At 55.0% G+C, this 15,682-nt stretch carries 14 protein-coding genes; 6 read left to right on the top strand and 8 right to left on the bottom strand.

Annotated elements, in window-relative coordinates:
* Positions 1-246: 246 nt before the first annotated feature.
* Together AM410_RS07025 and mdtD are read left to right on the top strand one after the other, a co-directional pair.
* Entirely contained in the window at positions 247-954 is a 708-nt protein-coding gene (locus AM410_RS07025; RefSeq protein ID WP_020882776.1) for a FadR/GntR family transcriptional regulator, read from the top strand.
* The gene (gene mdtD, locus AM410_RS07020) at positions 951-2,384 is read left to right on the top strand and encodes a multidrug transporter subunit MdtD (RefSeq protein WP_049021939.1); all 1,434 of its coding nucleotides are present in this window, start codon (positions 951-953) and stop codon (positions 2,382-2,384) included. The genes AM410_RS07025 and mdtD overlap by 4 nt, the downstream gene beginning before the upstream one ends.
* Here mdtD and rbsR read toward each other — a convergent pair.
* From rbsR to kup, 7 genes are all read right to left on the bottom strand, one after another.
* Positions 2,350-3,342: a ribose operon transcriptional repressor RbsR gene (gene rbsR / locus AM410_RS07015; protein WP_072255737.1), complete on the bottom strand. Its 993-nt coding sequence runs from the start codon at positions 3,340-3,342 to the stop codon at positions 2,350-2,352. The genes mdtD and rbsR overlap by 35 nt on opposite strands.
* 3 nt (positions 3,343-3,345) lie before the next feature.
* A complete protein-coding gene (gene rbsK / locus AM410_RS07010) occupies positions 3,346-4,275 on the bottom strand; it encodes a ribokinase (protein ID WP_083599693.1) in 930 nt (309 codons plus the stop codon).
* 107 nt (positions 4,276-4,382) lie between these two features.
* A complete protein-coding gene (rbsB, locus tag AM410_RS07005) occupies positions 4,383-5,273 on the bottom strand; it encodes a ribose ABC transporter substrate-binding protein RbsB (protein ID WP_108647666.1) in 891 nt (296 codons plus the stop codon).
* A gap of 27 nt (positions 5,274-5,300) precedes the next feature.
* Positions 5,301-6,266: a ribose ABC transporter permease gene (rbsC, locus tag AM410_RS07000; RefSeq protein ID WP_020882772.1), complete on the bottom strand. Its 966-nt coding sequence runs from the start codon at positions 6,264-6,266 to the stop codon at positions 5,301-5,303.
* A gap of 4 nt (positions 6,267-6,270) precedes the next feature.
* The gene (gene rbsA, locus AM410_RS06995) at positions 6,271-7,776 is read right to left on the bottom strand and encodes a ribose ABC transporter ATP-binding protein RbsA (protein WP_073397481.1); all 1,506 of its coding nucleotides are present in this window, start codon (positions 7,774-7,776) and stop codon (positions 6,271-6,273) included.
* Positions 7,777-7,783: 7 nt separating this feature from the next.
* Positions 7,784-8,203 (bottom strand): D-ribose pyranase, encoded by a 420-nt coding sequence (gene rbsD, locus AM410_RS06990; RefSeq protein WP_020882770.1) that lies wholly within the window; start codon positions 8,201-8,203, stop codon positions 7,784-7,786.
* 216 nt (positions 8,204-8,419) lie between these two features.
* The gene (gene kup / locus AM410_RS06985) at positions 8,420-10,288 is read right to left on the bottom strand and encodes a low affinity potassium transporter Kup (protein WP_014172271.1); all 1,869 of its coding nucleotides are present in this window, start codon (positions 10,286-10,288) and stop codon (positions 8,420-8,422) included.
* A 222-nt stretch (positions 10,289-10,510) separates the two neighbouring features.
* On the opposite strand from kup, the gene ravA reads away from it, so the two are divergent.
* Positions 10,511-12,007 carry an ATPase RavA gene (ravA, locus tag AM410_RS06980; protein ID WP_073397483.1) on the top strand — a complete coding sequence of 499 codons (1,497 nt, stop codon included), beginning with the start codon at positions 10,511-10,513 and terminating at the stop codon, positions 12,005-12,007.
* The gene (viaA, locus tag AM410_RS06975) at positions 12,001-13,452 is read left to right on the top strand and encodes an ATPase RavA stimulator ViaA (protein ID WP_014172273.1); all 1,452 of its coding nucleotides are present in this window, start codon (positions 12,001-12,003) and stop codon (positions 13,450-13,452) included. The genes ravA and viaA overlap by 7 nt, the downstream gene beginning before the upstream one ends.
* Here the strand turns inward: viaA and asnA are convergent, their stop codons facing one another.
* Positions 13,453-14,445 (bottom strand): aspartate--ammonia ligase, encoded by a 993-nt coding sequence (asnA, locus tag AM410_RS06970; protein WP_073397485.1) that lies wholly within the window; start codon positions 14,443-14,445, stop codon positions 13,453-13,455.
* Between the two features lie 151 nt (positions 14,446-14,596).
* On the opposite strand from asnA, the gene asnC reads away from it, so the two are divergent.
* Complete coding sequence (gene asnC, locus AM410_RS06965) at positions 14,597-15,055, top strand: transcriptional regulator AsnC (RefSeq protein ID WP_014172275.1); 459 nt, start codon at positions 14,597-14,599, stop codon at positions 15,053-15,055.
* A gap of 90 nt (positions 15,056-15,145) precedes the next feature.
* Positions 15,146-15,595 carry an FMN-binding protein MioC gene (mioC, locus tag AM410_RS06960; protein WP_020882767.1) on the top strand — a complete coding sequence of 150 codons (450 nt, stop codon included), beginning with the start codon at positions 15,146-15,148 and terminating at the stop codon, positions 15,593-15,595.
* Positions 15,596-15,682 lie beyond the last annotated feature (87 nt).

Genomic DNA, 15,682 nt, shown 5'->3' with positions numbered 1-15,682 from the left:
GCATTTATTTTCGCTTATCTCTGCTGACCCGGCGGCGTGTGTGCCGTTGTTCCGTGTCAGTGGAGGCGCATTATAGGGAGTTATTCTGAAGTGACAAGAGGAAATTCAAAAAAAGTTTCTGTCCGTGTTTTTTTTCACCAACAGGGGTGAAATCAAGCTACAAATTGTTCTATTTGATGTATCTGCAACCACAATAACACCCGAGGTGGCATAATTATCAGCATGAATCTTTAAGGAATAAACGCGATGCCATTAAGCGCACAACAACTGGCTGCCCAAAAAAACCTGTCGTATGTGCTGGCAGAAAAACTGGCTCAGCTGATTTTAGCGGGTAAATATGCCCCGGGGAGCATCCTGCCGGGTGAAATGGAGTTGGGTGAGCAGTTTGGGGTGAGCCGTACCGCCGTTCGCGAAGCGGTGAAAACCTTAACGGCAAAAGGCATGGTGCTTCCGCGTCCTCGCATTGGTACGCGTGTGATGCCACAGAGCAACTGGAACTTCCTCGATCAGGAACTGCTCTCATGGTGGATGACGGAAGATAACTTTCATCAGGTCGTCGATCACTTCCTGGTGATGCGCAGCAGTCTTGAACCTCAGGCCTGCCTCCTTGCCGCCACGCTCGGGACGGCAGAACAGAAAGCGCAGCTCAATGCCCTGATGGAAGAGATGGTGTTCCTGAAAAAACACTTCAATCGCGAACGCTGGATTGAGGTTGATATGGCCTGGCATGAACACATCTATATGATGAGCGCCAATCCGTTCCTGACATCCTTTGCCTCTTTATTCCATTCGGTATACCACACCTACTTTACCTCTATTACACAAGACGAAGTGGTAAAGCTGGATTTGCACCAGGCGATTGTTGATGCCATTCAGGAGAGCGACGGGCAGCGAGCCCAGGATGCATGCCAGGCATTGCTGGCCGCGCCAACCCACCAGCAGGTACATAAATGAGAGAGAAAAAAGCGCGCAGCATGGCCGGATTGCCGTGGATTGCAGCCATGGCGTTCTTTATGCAGGCACTGGATGCCACCATCCTCAACACAGCGCTACCCGCGATTGCACAAAGCCTTAACCGATCCCCGCTGGCGATGCAGTCCGCCATCATCAGTTATACCCTGACTGTCGCGATGCTCATTCCGGTGAGCGGCTGGCTGGCTGACCGCTTCGGCACCCGCAAAATATTCATGCTGGCCGTGACGCTCTTTACGCTCGGCTCTCTGGCCTGTGCGCTGTCAACGTCTCTTACAGAGCTGGTCATCTTCCGTGTTCTTCAGGGCGTTGGCGGGGCAATGATGATGCCCGTGGCGCGTCTGGCGTTACTGCGCGCCTATCCGCGCAGCGAACTGCTTCCTGTGCTCAACTTTGTCACGATGCCCGGCCTGGTCGGCCCCATACTGGGTCCGGTTCTCGGCGGGGTATTCGTCACCTGGGCAAGCTGGCACTGGATCTTCCTGATTAATATTCCCATTGGCGTCGCGGGGCTGCTTTATGCCCGCAAATATATGCCGAACTTCACCACCCCAAGACGCCGTTTCGATATGCGTGGTTTTTTCCTGTTTGGCCTGAGCCTGGTGCTCTTCTCCAGTGGGATGGAGCTGTTTGGTGAGAAGATCGTGGCGACATGGATTGCACTCTCCGTCATCCTCGGCGGTATTTTGCTGTTCCTTCTTTATATACGTCATGCACGCCATCACCCTACGCCGTTAATTTCTCTGTCGCTGTTTAACACCCGAACGTTTTCCGTGGGGATTGCGGGCAACATTGCCTCACGCCTGGGGACGGGCTGCGTGCCGTTCCTGATGCCATTGATGCTGCAGGTGGGTTTCGGCTACCCGGCTCTGATTGCCGGTTGCATGATGGCACCCACGGCGATGGGCTCTATTCTGGCCAAATCAACCGTCACGCAGGTGTTGCGCTGGTTTGGCTATCGTAAGACGCTGGTAGGTGTAACGGTCTTTATCGGGCTGATGATCGCGCAGTTCTCCCTGCAATCCGCCTCTTTACCGGTCTGGATGCTGATCCTGCCCCTGTTTGTGCTGGGAATGGCAATGTCGACACAGTTCACGTCGATGAACACCATCACCCTCGCCGACCTGACCGACGATAACGCCAGTAGCGGCAACAGCGTGCTGGCAGTGACTCAGCAGTTGTCGATCAGTCTGGGGGTGGCCGTCAGTGCGGCGGTACTGCGGTTTTATGAAGGTTTTGACAGCGCGAACACCGTCGAACAGTTCCACTATACCTTTATTACCATGGGCGCACTCACCGTCGTGTCGGCGTTGGTCTTTATGCTGTTAAAACCCAAAGATGGCCGCAACCTGATCAAAGAGCGCCACAAAGCAAAGGCTAAACCGAACCCCGTTCCATCAGAACAGGAGTAAGCTGCAGACGTTGCTGCTGAAGGCCGGGCTCGGCCATTCGGTGGATAAGCACATCGATGGCCAGCTCGCCCAGTTCATCTTTTGGCTGATGAATCGTGGTGAGCGGCGGCGTCATGTAGCGGGCCAGTTCAATGTCATCGTAACCAATCACCGCCATATCGTGTGGAACACGCAGTCCCGCCTGATATAACGCCTGATACGCGCCAAACGCCATCGCATCGTTGCCGATAAACACAGCCTGCGGACGCTGCGCTTGCGACAGCAGTTTCTGCATAGCTTCAAAGCCGCCGTTAAATTCGAAATCACCGGTAATACGGTAGCCATCCGGAACAGTAAGCCCCGCCCGCGCCATCGCAGAAAGATACCCCTCAAGACGCAAACGCGCCGGGGTTTTATCCAGGGGGCCGGTAATGCAGGCGATGCGGGTATAGCCTTTATCGATCAGATACTGGGTGGCCATGTCACCTCCCAGCAGCGAGTTATCCTGAATGAGATCGCTGGTACCGTCGAACGGCGCCCAGTCCATCATCACCGTGGGAATAGAAGGGTAGCGCTGAATAATCTCTTTCGAGGGCTGATGTGTTTCGGTACACAGTAGCAGTAACCCGTCGACGCGTTTTTGCATCAGCGTCTCCAGGTTGCGGTTCATTCGCTGCTCATCCCCTTCGGTATTGCACAGCACCAGGCTGTAACCACGCTCGAAGCAGCTGCGTTCGACACCGCGAACAAGTTCAGAATAAAAGGGGTTGGTACTGGCGGTGATCAGCATGCCGATGGTGCGCGTCTGGTTGAGCTTGAGGCTGCGCGCCAGCGCGGACGGCGCATAGTTGAGATCTTTAACCGCGGCTTCGACTTTTTCCCGAATAGCCTCGCTAACGAAGCGATCGTTATTAATGACGTGGGAGACTGTCGACGTAGAAACGCCCGCCTGGCGGGCGACATCTTTCATTGTGGCCAAGCGTTACCCCTGCTGACTTAAGAATTCATCAATCTCTTTACGCCACGGAACGGAAGGCTGGGCACCTTTGCGCGTTACGGCAATCGCCGCGGCGGCATGGGCAAAGCGGATAGCATCATCCATTCTCTTGCCTTCCAGCAGCGCAGTCACCAATGCACCGTTAAAGGTATCTCCCGCCGCGATGGTATCAATCGCCTTAACCTTAAAGCCCGGCACGCGACGGCCTTCCCCGTTTACGCTGGCCCACACTCCACGGCTGCCAAGGGTAATGATAACGGTGCCGATGCCTTTATCGTGCAGCACTTTCGCCGCCCGCGCGGCGTCGTCATCATTTTCAACGCGAACGCCTGTCAGTTTCTCCGCTTCAGTTTCGTTCGGGGTAATGATATCCACCAGCGCCAGCAGCTCGTCTGATAATACCCGCGCAGGCGCAGGATTGAGTACGACAGTGGTATGATTTTGATGCGCTATCTCTGCGGCCGCCAGGACGCTTTCAACGGGTGATTCCAGCTGCATCAGAAGCGCTTCGGCATTCGCGATGATCTCGCGCTGTGCGTCCACCCGCTCAGTGGTCAGCGCGGCGTTAGCCCCCGCATGAATACCGATGACATTCTCACCTTCCGCGTTGACGAAAATCAGCGCCACGCCGGTTGATTCCCCTTCGACAACGCTGACAGGCGCAATATCAATGTTATCGCTGGCCAGCTGTTTGCGTACGCGCTCACCGGTATCGTCATCACCCGTGCAGGCAATAAAGGCGATCTTCGCCCCACTGCGTCCTGCGGCGACGGCCTGGTTGGCGCCCTTACCGCCGAATGCCACCTGATACTGATTACCGGTGACGGTTTCGCCCGGTGTCGGGAACGATTCAAGGTTAAGAATGTGATCGGCATTGATACTGCCAAGGACGACAAGATTGCCTGCGGTTTTCATGGTTGAGGTGTCCATCTGAGAGCGCCACCGGTGTGACCCGGTGGCGTATGCCACACTTTTCTTTATAGGGTGTCCCTCAGGCAGCCAGCGACTGCCTGATTCGCCTTTTACTGCTTGATGACCAGTTTCAGGTCAACAGGATATTTGGCCTGAACTTTTTCGCCCTTCAGCACTTTATCAGCAGTCTGCACGCCCGTTGCGCCGATCTGCTCAGGCAGCTGAGCGATGGTCGCCGCCAGTTTGCCATCTTTTACTGCTTTTTCACCATCCGGCGTGCCGTCAAATCCGACAACCATCACATCAGATTTACCTGCGGTCTGCAGAGCACGCAGCGCGCCCAGCGCCATTTCGTCGTTCTGTGCAAACACAGCCTGCACGTCAGGGTGCGCGGTCAGCAGGTTCTGCATCACGTTCAGACCTTTCGTGCGGTCGAAGTCAGCAGGCTGGCTGGCCAGTACGTTAAATTTGTGCGCTGCAACAGCCTGCTGGAAGCCTTCACCACGCTCACGCGCCGCTGACGTACCGGCAATACCCTGCAGTTCGATAACTTTCGCGCCTTCACCCGCTTTCTTCGCGATGTAGTCACCCGCGATTTTGCCACCCAGAACGTTATCAGAAGCGATGTGGCTGACTACGTCGCCTTTCGTCGCCTGACGGTCAAGGGTGATGACCGGGATCTTCGCCTGGTTTGCCATCTTCAAGGCGTTACCCACAGCGTCAGAATCCGTTGGGTTGATCAGCAGGATTTTGGTGCCACGTACGGTTAAGTCCTGAACGTTTGCCAGCTCTTTCGCCGGGTTGTTCTGAGAGTCCAGCACCACCAGGTTGTAGCCCAGTTTGTCAGCTTCTTTCTGTGCACCGTCCTTCAGAGAGACGAAGAACGGGTTGTTCAGCGTGGAGATAACCAGCGCGATGGTGTCTTTCGCCATTGCGTTAGCACTTACGGTTGCGCTCAGCGCGACAGCAGAAACCAGGGTAGCCAGTTTTTTCATGTTCATATCTAAGATGTCCTGTAGTGTCGTCAGTTACTGTTTTTTGTTGTCTACCAGAACCGCCAGCAAAATCACCACTGCTTTAACGATCATCTGGTAATAGGAGGAAACACCTAATAAATTCAAACCATTATTCAGGAAACCAAGGATCAGTGCGCCGATCAATGTCCCAACAATGCGACCTTTACCGCCCGCAAGACTCGTACCGCCCAGAACGACTGCCGCAATGGCATCCAGCTCATACCCCGTCCCCGCCGTTGGCTGCGCAGAAGAGAGGCGCGCCACTTCGATGATGCCTGCCAGAGAGGCCAGCAGACCACACAGCGAATAGACGATGATTTTGACTTTATTGACGCTGATCCCGGACAGACGCGTTGCCGCTTCGTTACCGCCCAGCGCATAGATATAACGACCCAGACGGGTGTGATGCAGCATGTACCACGCCGCGAGGAAAACGATAGCCATGATCCAGACCGGCGTCGGGATACCCAGCGGACGACCAATACCGAACCAGCCAAACAGATCGGCGTTATCCGTAAAGCCGGTATTTACCGGACTGCCGTTGGTGTAAACCATGGTGACACCGCGCAGCAAGAGCATCATGACCAGCGTCGCAATGAACGCCTGAACGCGACCTTTCGCCACAATCACACCGGTCACGGCACCAATTGCCGCCCCAAGTGCCAGCGCAGCTGCAACGGCCACCAGCGCGTTGACCTCAATCCCTACAATTGAAGCCGCAACCGCACCGGTGAGCGCCAGCAGGGAACCGACGGACAGATCGATACCCGACGTCAAAATCACCAGCGTCATCCCTACCGCCATAATGGCGTTAACCGACGTCTGCTGAAGAATATTGAACAGGTTATTAACGGTAAAAAAGTTTGGGCTCATGGTCGAAACAATCGCGATCAACACCAGCAGGGCAATCAGCGATTTTTGTTCCAGCAGCCATGCCTTTGTGAAATAACGGCGACCAGAAACAGCCTGGGTAGTCATCTTCTTACTCCTGATTCACGCGATTAAGCTTGCCCACAGCGGCAGCCATCAGAACTTCCTGGGTGGCCTGCTCGCGAGTGAATTCACCACCGAGATGCCCTTCATGCATGACGATAATGCGATCGCTCATGCCTAATACTTCTGGCATCTCGGAAGAGACCAGAATGATGCTCAGGCCGTCGGCCTTGAACTGGTTAATCAGCTGATAGATCTCTTTCTTGGCCCCCACGTCCACGCCGCGGGTTGGCTCATCAAGGATCAGCACTTTCGGGCGCGTCATCAGACCGCGTGCAATGGCCACTTTTTGCTGATTACCACCGGACAACAGACCAATCGCCTGCTCCATCGACGGCGTTTTAACGTTGAAGAGACGGATAAAATCGCTGACCGCCTGCTGTTCATCTTTGTGCTTCAGGCTGCCACCGCTGCGGCTGAAATAGCGCAGGGCAGTAAGCGACATGTTCTCTTTTACCGACATCCCCAGCACTAAGCCGTCACGCTTGCGGTCTTCAGAGATATAGACGATGCCGTTTGCCAGGCCATCCTGTGGAGAGCGAGTCACTACCTCATGACCGTCGAGCGTGACATAACCGCTGGTACGCGGCAGTGCGCCATAGAGCACTTTCATCAGCTCGGTACGGCCTGCCCCCATTAACCCCGCCACGCCAAGGATCTCCCCCTGGCGCAGGGTAAAGGTGACATCGTTCACGCCCGGGCCACAGAGGTTATCCACCTTAAGGCGGATCTCACCCGGTGCTTTGTCCAGATGCGGATACTGGTCTTCGAGCTTACGTCCCACCATCATTTCGATAAGGGTATCTTCGGTCAGCGTGGCGACTTCGCGCTCGGCAATGAATTGCCCGTCGCGGAAGACCGTTACGTCGTCGCAGATCTCGAAAATCTCTTTCATACGGTGAGAGATATAGACAATCCCGCGTCCCTGCGATTTCAGCTCGCGGATAACGAGGAATAAAGATTCGGTTTCGGTATCGGTCAGCGCGTCCGTCGGTTCATCCATAATGATGACCTTCGACTCAAAGCTCAGCACCTTCGCGATTTCAACCATCTGCTGATCGCCAATGGAGAGGTCGCCCACCAGACGGTCGCTCTTGAAGCGCAGGTTTAGCTTCGCTAGCAGTTTGTCCGCTTCGGCATACATCGTTTTCCAGTCGATTTTGCCAAACCGGTTAACGAACTCACGTCCGAGGAAGATGTTTTCCGCAATGCTGAGCTGCGGGATCAGGTTCAGCTCCTGGTGGATAATACCGATACCCGCATCCTGGGAGGATTTCGGGCCGTTGAACGTGGTCTCTTTACCCAGCCACAGCAGCGAGCCGGCATCGCGTTGATAGATACCGGTCAGCACTTTCATCATGGTGGATTTGCCGGCCCCGTTTTCGCCCACCAGCGCCATTACGCGTCCGGGATAAACGTTCAGAGCCGCGCCAGAGAGGGCTTTTACGCCCGGGAACGCTTTATCGATCCCTTTCAGTTGCAGTAATGCGTCCATGATGGCCTCAGAAGGTGACGCCAGCACAGAGAATGATATTCGCATACGGGGAACACTCCCCGCTGCGAATCACCGCCTGACTGTCTGCGGTTTGTTGTTTGAATTGCTCGTGCGTTGTGTAACGAATTTCTATGGTGTTTCCCTGGTGTTGTTGCAGTTGCTCAATGTGGCTGAGCAGCGTTTCGTGGAGTTGCGGATTATGGTGTTTAATTTCCGTCGCGAGAATGGCCGCCTCAACCTGCATCTCCGCCGTCACCACGTCCAGTACCTGCATAAACGAGGGCACGCCCTGCGTTAACGCCATATCAATACGGGTTGTGCTGCGCGGAACCGGTAAGCCTGCATCGCAAACCACCAGCGTATCGGTATGTCCAAGACGGGAAATAACCGATGAGATTTCTGCGTTAAGAACGGTGCCTTTCTTCATTTTCTTGCTCCACTAGCGAAACGTTTCGCTGAAATCAGTTTAGTCTTAACGGTGTTCAGAAAACCACCATGACATAACAGATTTGTGATCGGCGTCGAAACGTTTCGCTACGTGAAATGAGAAGGCGATAAATGCAAAAACGGTAACCCTTTGGTTACCGCTTTTTTAGGGTTGCACCCTCTCCATCCGGGAGAGGGCATCAGGCCACACGAGGACCTAGATTTCGACCTGCGTTCCCAGCTCAATCACACGGTTAGGCGGGATCTCAAACTGGTCAGGCGCGCGAAGGGCGTTACGCTGCAGGATAAGGTACAACTTGCCGCGCAGACGCAAATACCAGGGGCGCTTGCCAATAATCAGCGACTCGTGGGACATAAAGAACGAGGTCTCCATCATGCGACAGCTCAGACCTTCCAGACCGCAGCGATGGAATACCTCTTCGACGTTTGGTGTCTCACGCCAGCCGTAGCTTGCCACGACGCGCCAGAAGGTCGGCGACAGTTGCTCGATTTGCACGCGGCGGACATTGTGGACGTACGGGGCATCTTCGGTGCGCAGGGTCAGCAGGATCACGCGCTCGTGCAGCACTTTGTTGTGCTTGAGGTTATGCATCAGCGCAAACGGGATAACGTTCAGCGCACGCGACATATACACCGCGGTGCCCGGCACGCGGACCGGCGGCGATTTCTCCAGCGAGGCAATCATAGCCTCCAGGGAGTTACCGTGCTCATGCATACGGCGCAGAAGGCGGAAACGTTCGCTTTTCCACGTGGTCATGACAATGAACATCACCAGACCGAGCGTCAACGGCAGCCAGCCACCGGAGACAATCTTGTCGAGGTTGGCGGAGAACAGCGGCACGTCAATGCACAGGAAGCCGACCAGAATCATCATCACGAGGAATTTGTTCCAGTGCCAGTTTCGGTACGCTACCGTGGTGGAGAGCAGCGAGGTCAGTACCATCGTACCGGTTACCGCAATACCGTACGCCGCCGCCAGGTTGCTGGAGTGCTCGAAGCTGACGATGACAATCACCACGGCGAAATAGAGCAGCCAGTTGATGAACGGAATGTAAATCTGGCCCGACTCCATCTCGGAGGTATGGATAATGCGCATAGGCGAGAGATACCCCAGACGCACGGCCTGACGTGTCAGAGAGAACACGCCTGAAATTACCGCCTGCGAGGCAATAACGGTCGCCAGCGTCGCCAGAATCAGCATGGGCACCAGCGCCCAGTCCGGAGCCAGCAGGAAGAATGGGTTCTTAATCGCCTCCGGGTTTTGCAGCAGCAGCGCACCCTGACCGAAATAGTTCAGCACCAGCGACGGCAGGACCACTAAAAACCACGCCACGCGGATAGGCAGTTTCCCGAAGTGCCCCATATCGGCATACAGCGCCTCAACACCGGTGATGGAGAGCACGACGGCACCGAGCGCGACGAAGGAAACCACTTTGTATTCAAGGAAGAAATGCACGGCCCAGTAAGGGTTCAGCGCATGCAGCACATCCGGGTTAGCAATAATGCTGCGTAAACCGAGTGCCGCCAGGACCAGGAACCAGGCCAGCATAATCGGAGCGAACAGCTTGCCCACCAGCCCGGTGCCGTGCTTCTGGATGATGAACAGCAGCGTCAGGACAAGGATCGCCAGCGGAACAACCCACGAATCAAGCTGTGGCGCGATAATTTCCAGCCCCTCTATCGCCGAGAGAACCGAAATCGCGGGCGTAATGACGACTTCCCCATAGAAGAAGCTGCCGCCAATCAGGCCGATAATGACCAGCACCGACGTCATTCTGGCGGAGGTATTCCGCCCGGCAAGGGACATCAGAGTCAGGATCCCCCCTTCACCGGCGTTATCTGCACGCATAACGAAGGAGAGGTATTTCACTGAAACCACCAGGATCAGCAGCCAGAAGATGAGGGACAGGAAGCCAAAGACGGCATCGCGCTCAACACCAAAACCAAACTGACCGGACAGACATTCACGAAGCGTATAAAGCGGGCTGGTGCCGATATCACCGTAGACAACCCCGATCGCCGCAAGCGTTATTGCGGGTAATGATTGCTTATTATCAGTGCTCATAGACTAGTCTTTTCGTTTAAATAACAAATGTGTGCTTAGTCCCTTGGCCCACAAAAAGCGCACAGTATGCACGATTCAATGCAAAATCGTACCCCTAAATGCAACCGCATTAATGTAGCGCAAAGAAAATAGCGCCGCACTTCAGTCTATTACCAGCCCTGACTGAAACGTCTATACTCGCTTCAATTGGCCGCCACGACGGCGAAAGGATGCAAAACTATTATGGCTCACTCACATTTAATAGCAGAAAGAATTTCCCGCCTCAGCGGCGCGCTGGAAAAAGGCCTTTTCGAGCGTAGCCACGCCATTCGCCTCTGTTTACTGGCGGCATTGAGCGGTGAAAGCGTCTTTCTGCTTGGTCCTCCGGGCATCGCCAAAAGCCTGATTGCCCGCCGGCTGAAATTTGCCTTTCAGAACGCCCGCGCTTTCGAATACCTGATGACCCGCTTTTCCACCCCAGAAGAAGTTTTCGGCCCGCTTTCCATTCAGGCGCTGAAAGATGAGGGGCGCTATCAGCGCCTGACTGAGGGGTATCTTCCGGAAGCGGAAATTGTTTTTCTTGATGAGATCTGGAAAGCAGGGCCGGCAATTCTGAACACCCTGCTCACGGCGATAAACGAACGCCGATTCCGCAACGGTGCCAGCGAAGAGAAAATCCCGATGCGCCTGCTGGTGGCGGCCTCTAACGAACTCCCGGAAGCCGACAGCAGCCTTGAAGCGCTGTATGACCGCATGCTGATCCGCCTGTGGCTCGACAAAGTGCAGGATAAATCCAACTTCCGCTCGATGCTGGTCAGCCAGCAGGATGAGAATGAAAACCCGGTCCCCGCTTCGCTGCAGGTCACGGATGAGGAGTATTACCAGTGGCAGGAGGATATCGGCAAAATCACACTGCCGGATTCGGTGTTTGAGCTGATCTATCTGCTGCGCCAGCAGCTCGATTTACTGCCTTCTGCGCCGTATGTCTCCGACCGTCGCTGGAAAAAAGCGATCCGCCTGCTGCAGGCCAGCGCCCTGTTCAGCGGCCGCGATGCCGTTGCGCCAATCGATCTGATCCTTTTAAAAGATTGCCTCTGGCACGATGCGGAAGGCATGAACCTGATGCAGCAGCAGCTTGACGTATTGATGACCGGACACGCCTGGGGCCAGCAGTCGATGCTCAACCAGCTCGGGGCAATTGCCCAACGGCGTATTCAGCTGCAGCAACAACAAAGCGACAAAACAGCGCTGAAAGTAAACCGCCTTGGCGGCATGTTCGCCCGCAAAGCGCATTATGAGCTGCCGTCCGAACTGACCAGTACAACGCTGACGCTCCTGCTTCAGCAGCCCCTTAAGCTGCATGATATGCAGGTGGTCCATATCACCGTGGAACGAGAACCACTGGCTCAGTGGCTTGATAAGGGCGGGGAGATCCGCGGCAAACTTAACGGCATCGGTTTTGCCCAGCCGCTGACCCTGGAAGTGGACAGCAGCCAGCATCTGGTGATCCGCGACGTCAGCCTGCAGGGATCGCGTCTTGCGCTTCCGGGAACCGCCTCTGACAGCGTGCCGGAAGAGATTAAACACCAGCTTGAAGCGCTGGATACGGAATGGCACCAGCAACATACGCGCTTCAGCGAGCAGCAAAAATGCCTCTTTATTCATAGCGACTGGTTAGGTCGCATCGAAGCCAGCCTGCAGGATGTCAGCGCGCAGATCAAACAGGCTCGTCAATGCTAACGCTGGATACGCTTAACGTCATGCTGGCCGTCAGCGAAGAGGGGTTGATCGAAGAGGTGGTCATCACCCTTCTGGCCTCCCCGCAGCTGGCGGCTTTTTTTGAAAAATTCCCGCGGCTCAAAAAGGCGATGACCGACGATCTCCCGCGCTGGCGCGAAAACCTGCGTCAGCGGTTCAAAGAGACCGAAGTCCCCCCTGAATTAACTGACGAGGTGGCCTGCTATCAGCAGTGCCAGCGGCTCTCTACGTCACAGTTTATCGCCCAGCTCCCGCAAACCCTGACGTTACTCGACACGGTACACTCTCCGTTTGCCAGCCAGGCGCGAGCGCTGGTCACGGATAACGCCACGTTTACCCCCGCGCTACACACCCTCTTTTTACAACGCTGGCGCCTCAGCCTGGTGGTGCAGGCCACAACGTTGAACCAGCAGTTGCTGGATGAGGAGCGTGAACAGCTGCTTAGCGAAGTGCAGGAACGCATGACCTTAAGCGGTCAGCTGGAGCAGGTGCTGGTGGAAAATGAAAACGCCGCCGGGCGTCTTTGGGATATGAGCGCTGGTCAGCTGCGGCGCGGAGATTACCAGCTCATCGTCAAGTACGGCGATTTTCTGGCACAGCAGCCAGAGCTGATGAAGCTTGCCGAACAGCTGGGTCGCTCACGGGAGGCAAAATCGGTCCCAAAGAAAGATGCCCCAATGGAGACCTTCCGCACCCTGGTCCGTGAACCGGCCACCGTGCCTGAGCAGGTGGATGGGCTCCAGCAAAGCGACGATATTTTGCGCCTGCTGCCCACGGAGCTGAGTACGCTGGGGATGACCGAGCTTGAGTACGAGTTTTATCGCCGGCTGGTGGAAAAACAGCTTCTGACCTACCGGTTGCATGGCGAAGCCTGGCGTGAAAAGCTCAGCCAGCGCCCGGTCATCCATCAGGATTTTGACGAACAGCCGCGCGGGCCTTTTATTGTGTGCGTGGATACGTCCGGCTCGATGGGAGGGTTTAACGAACAGTGCGCGAAAGCGTTCTGCCTGGCTCTGATGCGCGTGGCGCTCGCCGATCGACGTCGCTGCTTCATCATGCTCTTTTCCAGCGAAGTTGTGGGGTATGAACTGACACATCAGCAGGGTATTGAGCAGGCGATCCGCTTTTTAAGCCAGCGCTTTCGTGGCGGTACCGATCTGGCCAGCTGTTTTCGAAGCATCGTTGAGCGGATGCAGGGCGGAGACTGGTATGACGCTGACGCCGTGGTCATCTCCGATTTTATTGCCCAGCGGCTACCGGATGACGTGGTGAATAAAGTGAAGGAGCTACAGCGAGTGCACCAGCACCGTTTCCATGCTGTGGCGATGTCTGCCCATGGAAAGCCCGGCATCATGCGCATCTTCGATCATATCTGGCGCTTTGATACCGGGTTACGTAGCCGCCTGCTAAGACGCTGGCAGCGCTAATTACAGAAGAGATTCAACGCGATCGCGTACCTGTTGTGGCCAGACACCGCACTGCACCTGACCAATATGAGGCAGCTGCAACAGCAGCATGGTCAGACGAGACTGGCCAATACCGCCGCCAATGGTCTGCGGCATCTCTCCGCGCAGCAACGCCTGGTGCCACTCCAGCGTGAGGCGATCTTCATCCCCGGTAAGTGCCAGCTGACGCTTCAGGGCGTCAGCATCCACGCGGATCCCCATTGAAGAGAGCTCGAACGCATCTTCCAGCACCGGGTTCCAGACCAGAATATCGCCGTTCAGACCGGCGCGTTCGCCCTCACCCGTCGTGCTCCAGTCATCATAATCCGGCGCACGCACATCATGGCGTTTACCGTCAGACAATTTGCCGCCAATCCCGATCAGGAACACAGCACCCAATTCTTTGGCGATCGCACGCTCACGGCCTTTGGCATCCAGATCGGGATAACGGCTCAGCAGTTCCTGACTGTGGACAAAGTGGATCGATTCCGGCAGGAACGGTGCCAGACCAAACTCTTTGCTCACTGCCGCTTCGGTCGCTTTGATCCCGGCGTAGATCGCCTCTACGGTGGATTTCAGCGTACCGACGTGACGCTCGCCATCGCCCATGACACGCTCCCAGTCCCATTGATCGACGTAGACGGAGTGCATTGGCGTAAGACGGTCTTCATCGGGGCGAAGGGCTTTCATGTGCGTGTAAAGCCCTTCGCCCGCGCTGAAGTCGTGTTGTCCCAGGGTTTGACGTTTCCACTTCGCAAGGGAATGCACCACTTCGAACTGGGAGTCTGGCAGTGTTTTCACTTTCACCTGTACCGCTTTTTCGCATCCAGAAAGGTTGTCCTGCGTCCCGTCACCCACGCGGCTGAGAATGGGCGCCTGGACTTCGATCAGACCAAGCTTGTCTTCCAGCTGACGTGAAAAATGGGATTTAACGAAGCTGATCTGGCGTTGTTTTGCGATGTAAGCGGTTTTCATTATTTATACTCCTGCGTCCTGTTGATAGAGATTAAGCAACAGAAATGGCCTGTTATTCAATAACCCATCAACAAAAAGCCACCTTCACTTTTGATTCATTAAAATAAGGCGCTAGAATAGAGAGATTCATTAATGTTCATAAGAAAAATCTATGGAAAATTATCAGATCGATAATCTGGACCGCGGCATCCTGGAGGCCTTAATGGCCAATGCACGTACTGCCTACGCGGAACTGGCGAAACAGTTTGGCGTCAGTCCGGGCACAATCCACGTCCGCGTGGAAAAGATGAAACAGGCGGGGATTATTACCGGCGCACGTATCGACGTCAGCCCTAAGCAGCTGGGTTATGACGTCTGCTGCTTTATTGGCATTATTCTCAAAAGCGCCAAAGACTATCCGTCAGCCCTGGCGAAGCTCAACGCGCTTGAAGAAGTCACAGAGGCGTACTACACCACCGGGCACTACAGTATCTTTATAAAGGTGATGTGCCGCTCTATTGATGCCCTCCAGCAGGTACTTATCAACAAGATCCAAACAATTGATGAAATTCAGTCCACTGAAACATTGATCTCCCTGCAGAACCCGATCATGCGTACCATCCGCCCCTGATCGGGCAAATTCATTCCCACATTTTCCACAGGTAGATCCCAGCTCGTTCACAGCGTACAATGAGCCCCTCTTTATTTGAGCGAGCGATCAATGGCGGACATTACCCTTATCAGTGGCAGCACCCTGGGCGGCGCGGAATACGTTGCGGAACATCTGGCTGAGAAGCTGGAAGACGCGGGCTTTTCCACCGAAACACTGCACGGCCCGTTGCTTGACGATCTCCCGACTGATGGGGTCTGGCTACTGATCACCTCGACGCACGGCGCAGGCGATCTGCCGGATAATCTGCAACCTTTATATGACGAACTGCTGGAACAGCAGCCTGACCTGTCAAACGTCCGTTTTGGCGCGGTGGGTATCGGCAGTCGTGAATATGACACCTTTTGCGGTGCAATAGAGAAAGTCGAAGCCGCTGTGACTGCCTGTGGGGCAAAACAGCTGGGTGAAACACTGAAGATCAACATCCTCGATCATGACATTCCGGAAGATCCAGCGGAGATCTGGCTGGGTGAATGGAAAAATTTACTCAAAAACGATTAAAGATCGCGCGAACAGATGTGGATAACTCTGGTTAAAAGCTCGTATTAAGCGGTAGTTATCCAAGTTATAACTCTGAGGCTGTTTTGG

Origin of the sequence: Enterobacter cloacae complex sp. FDA-CDC-AR_0164 (genome assembly GCF_003071645.1) — a bacterium.
GTDB lineage: Bacteria > Pseudomonadota > Gammaproteobacteria > Enterobacterales > Enterobacteriaceae > Enterobacter > Enterobacter ludwigii.
This window is presented reverse-complemented; position numbering and strand designations above follow the sequence as displayed.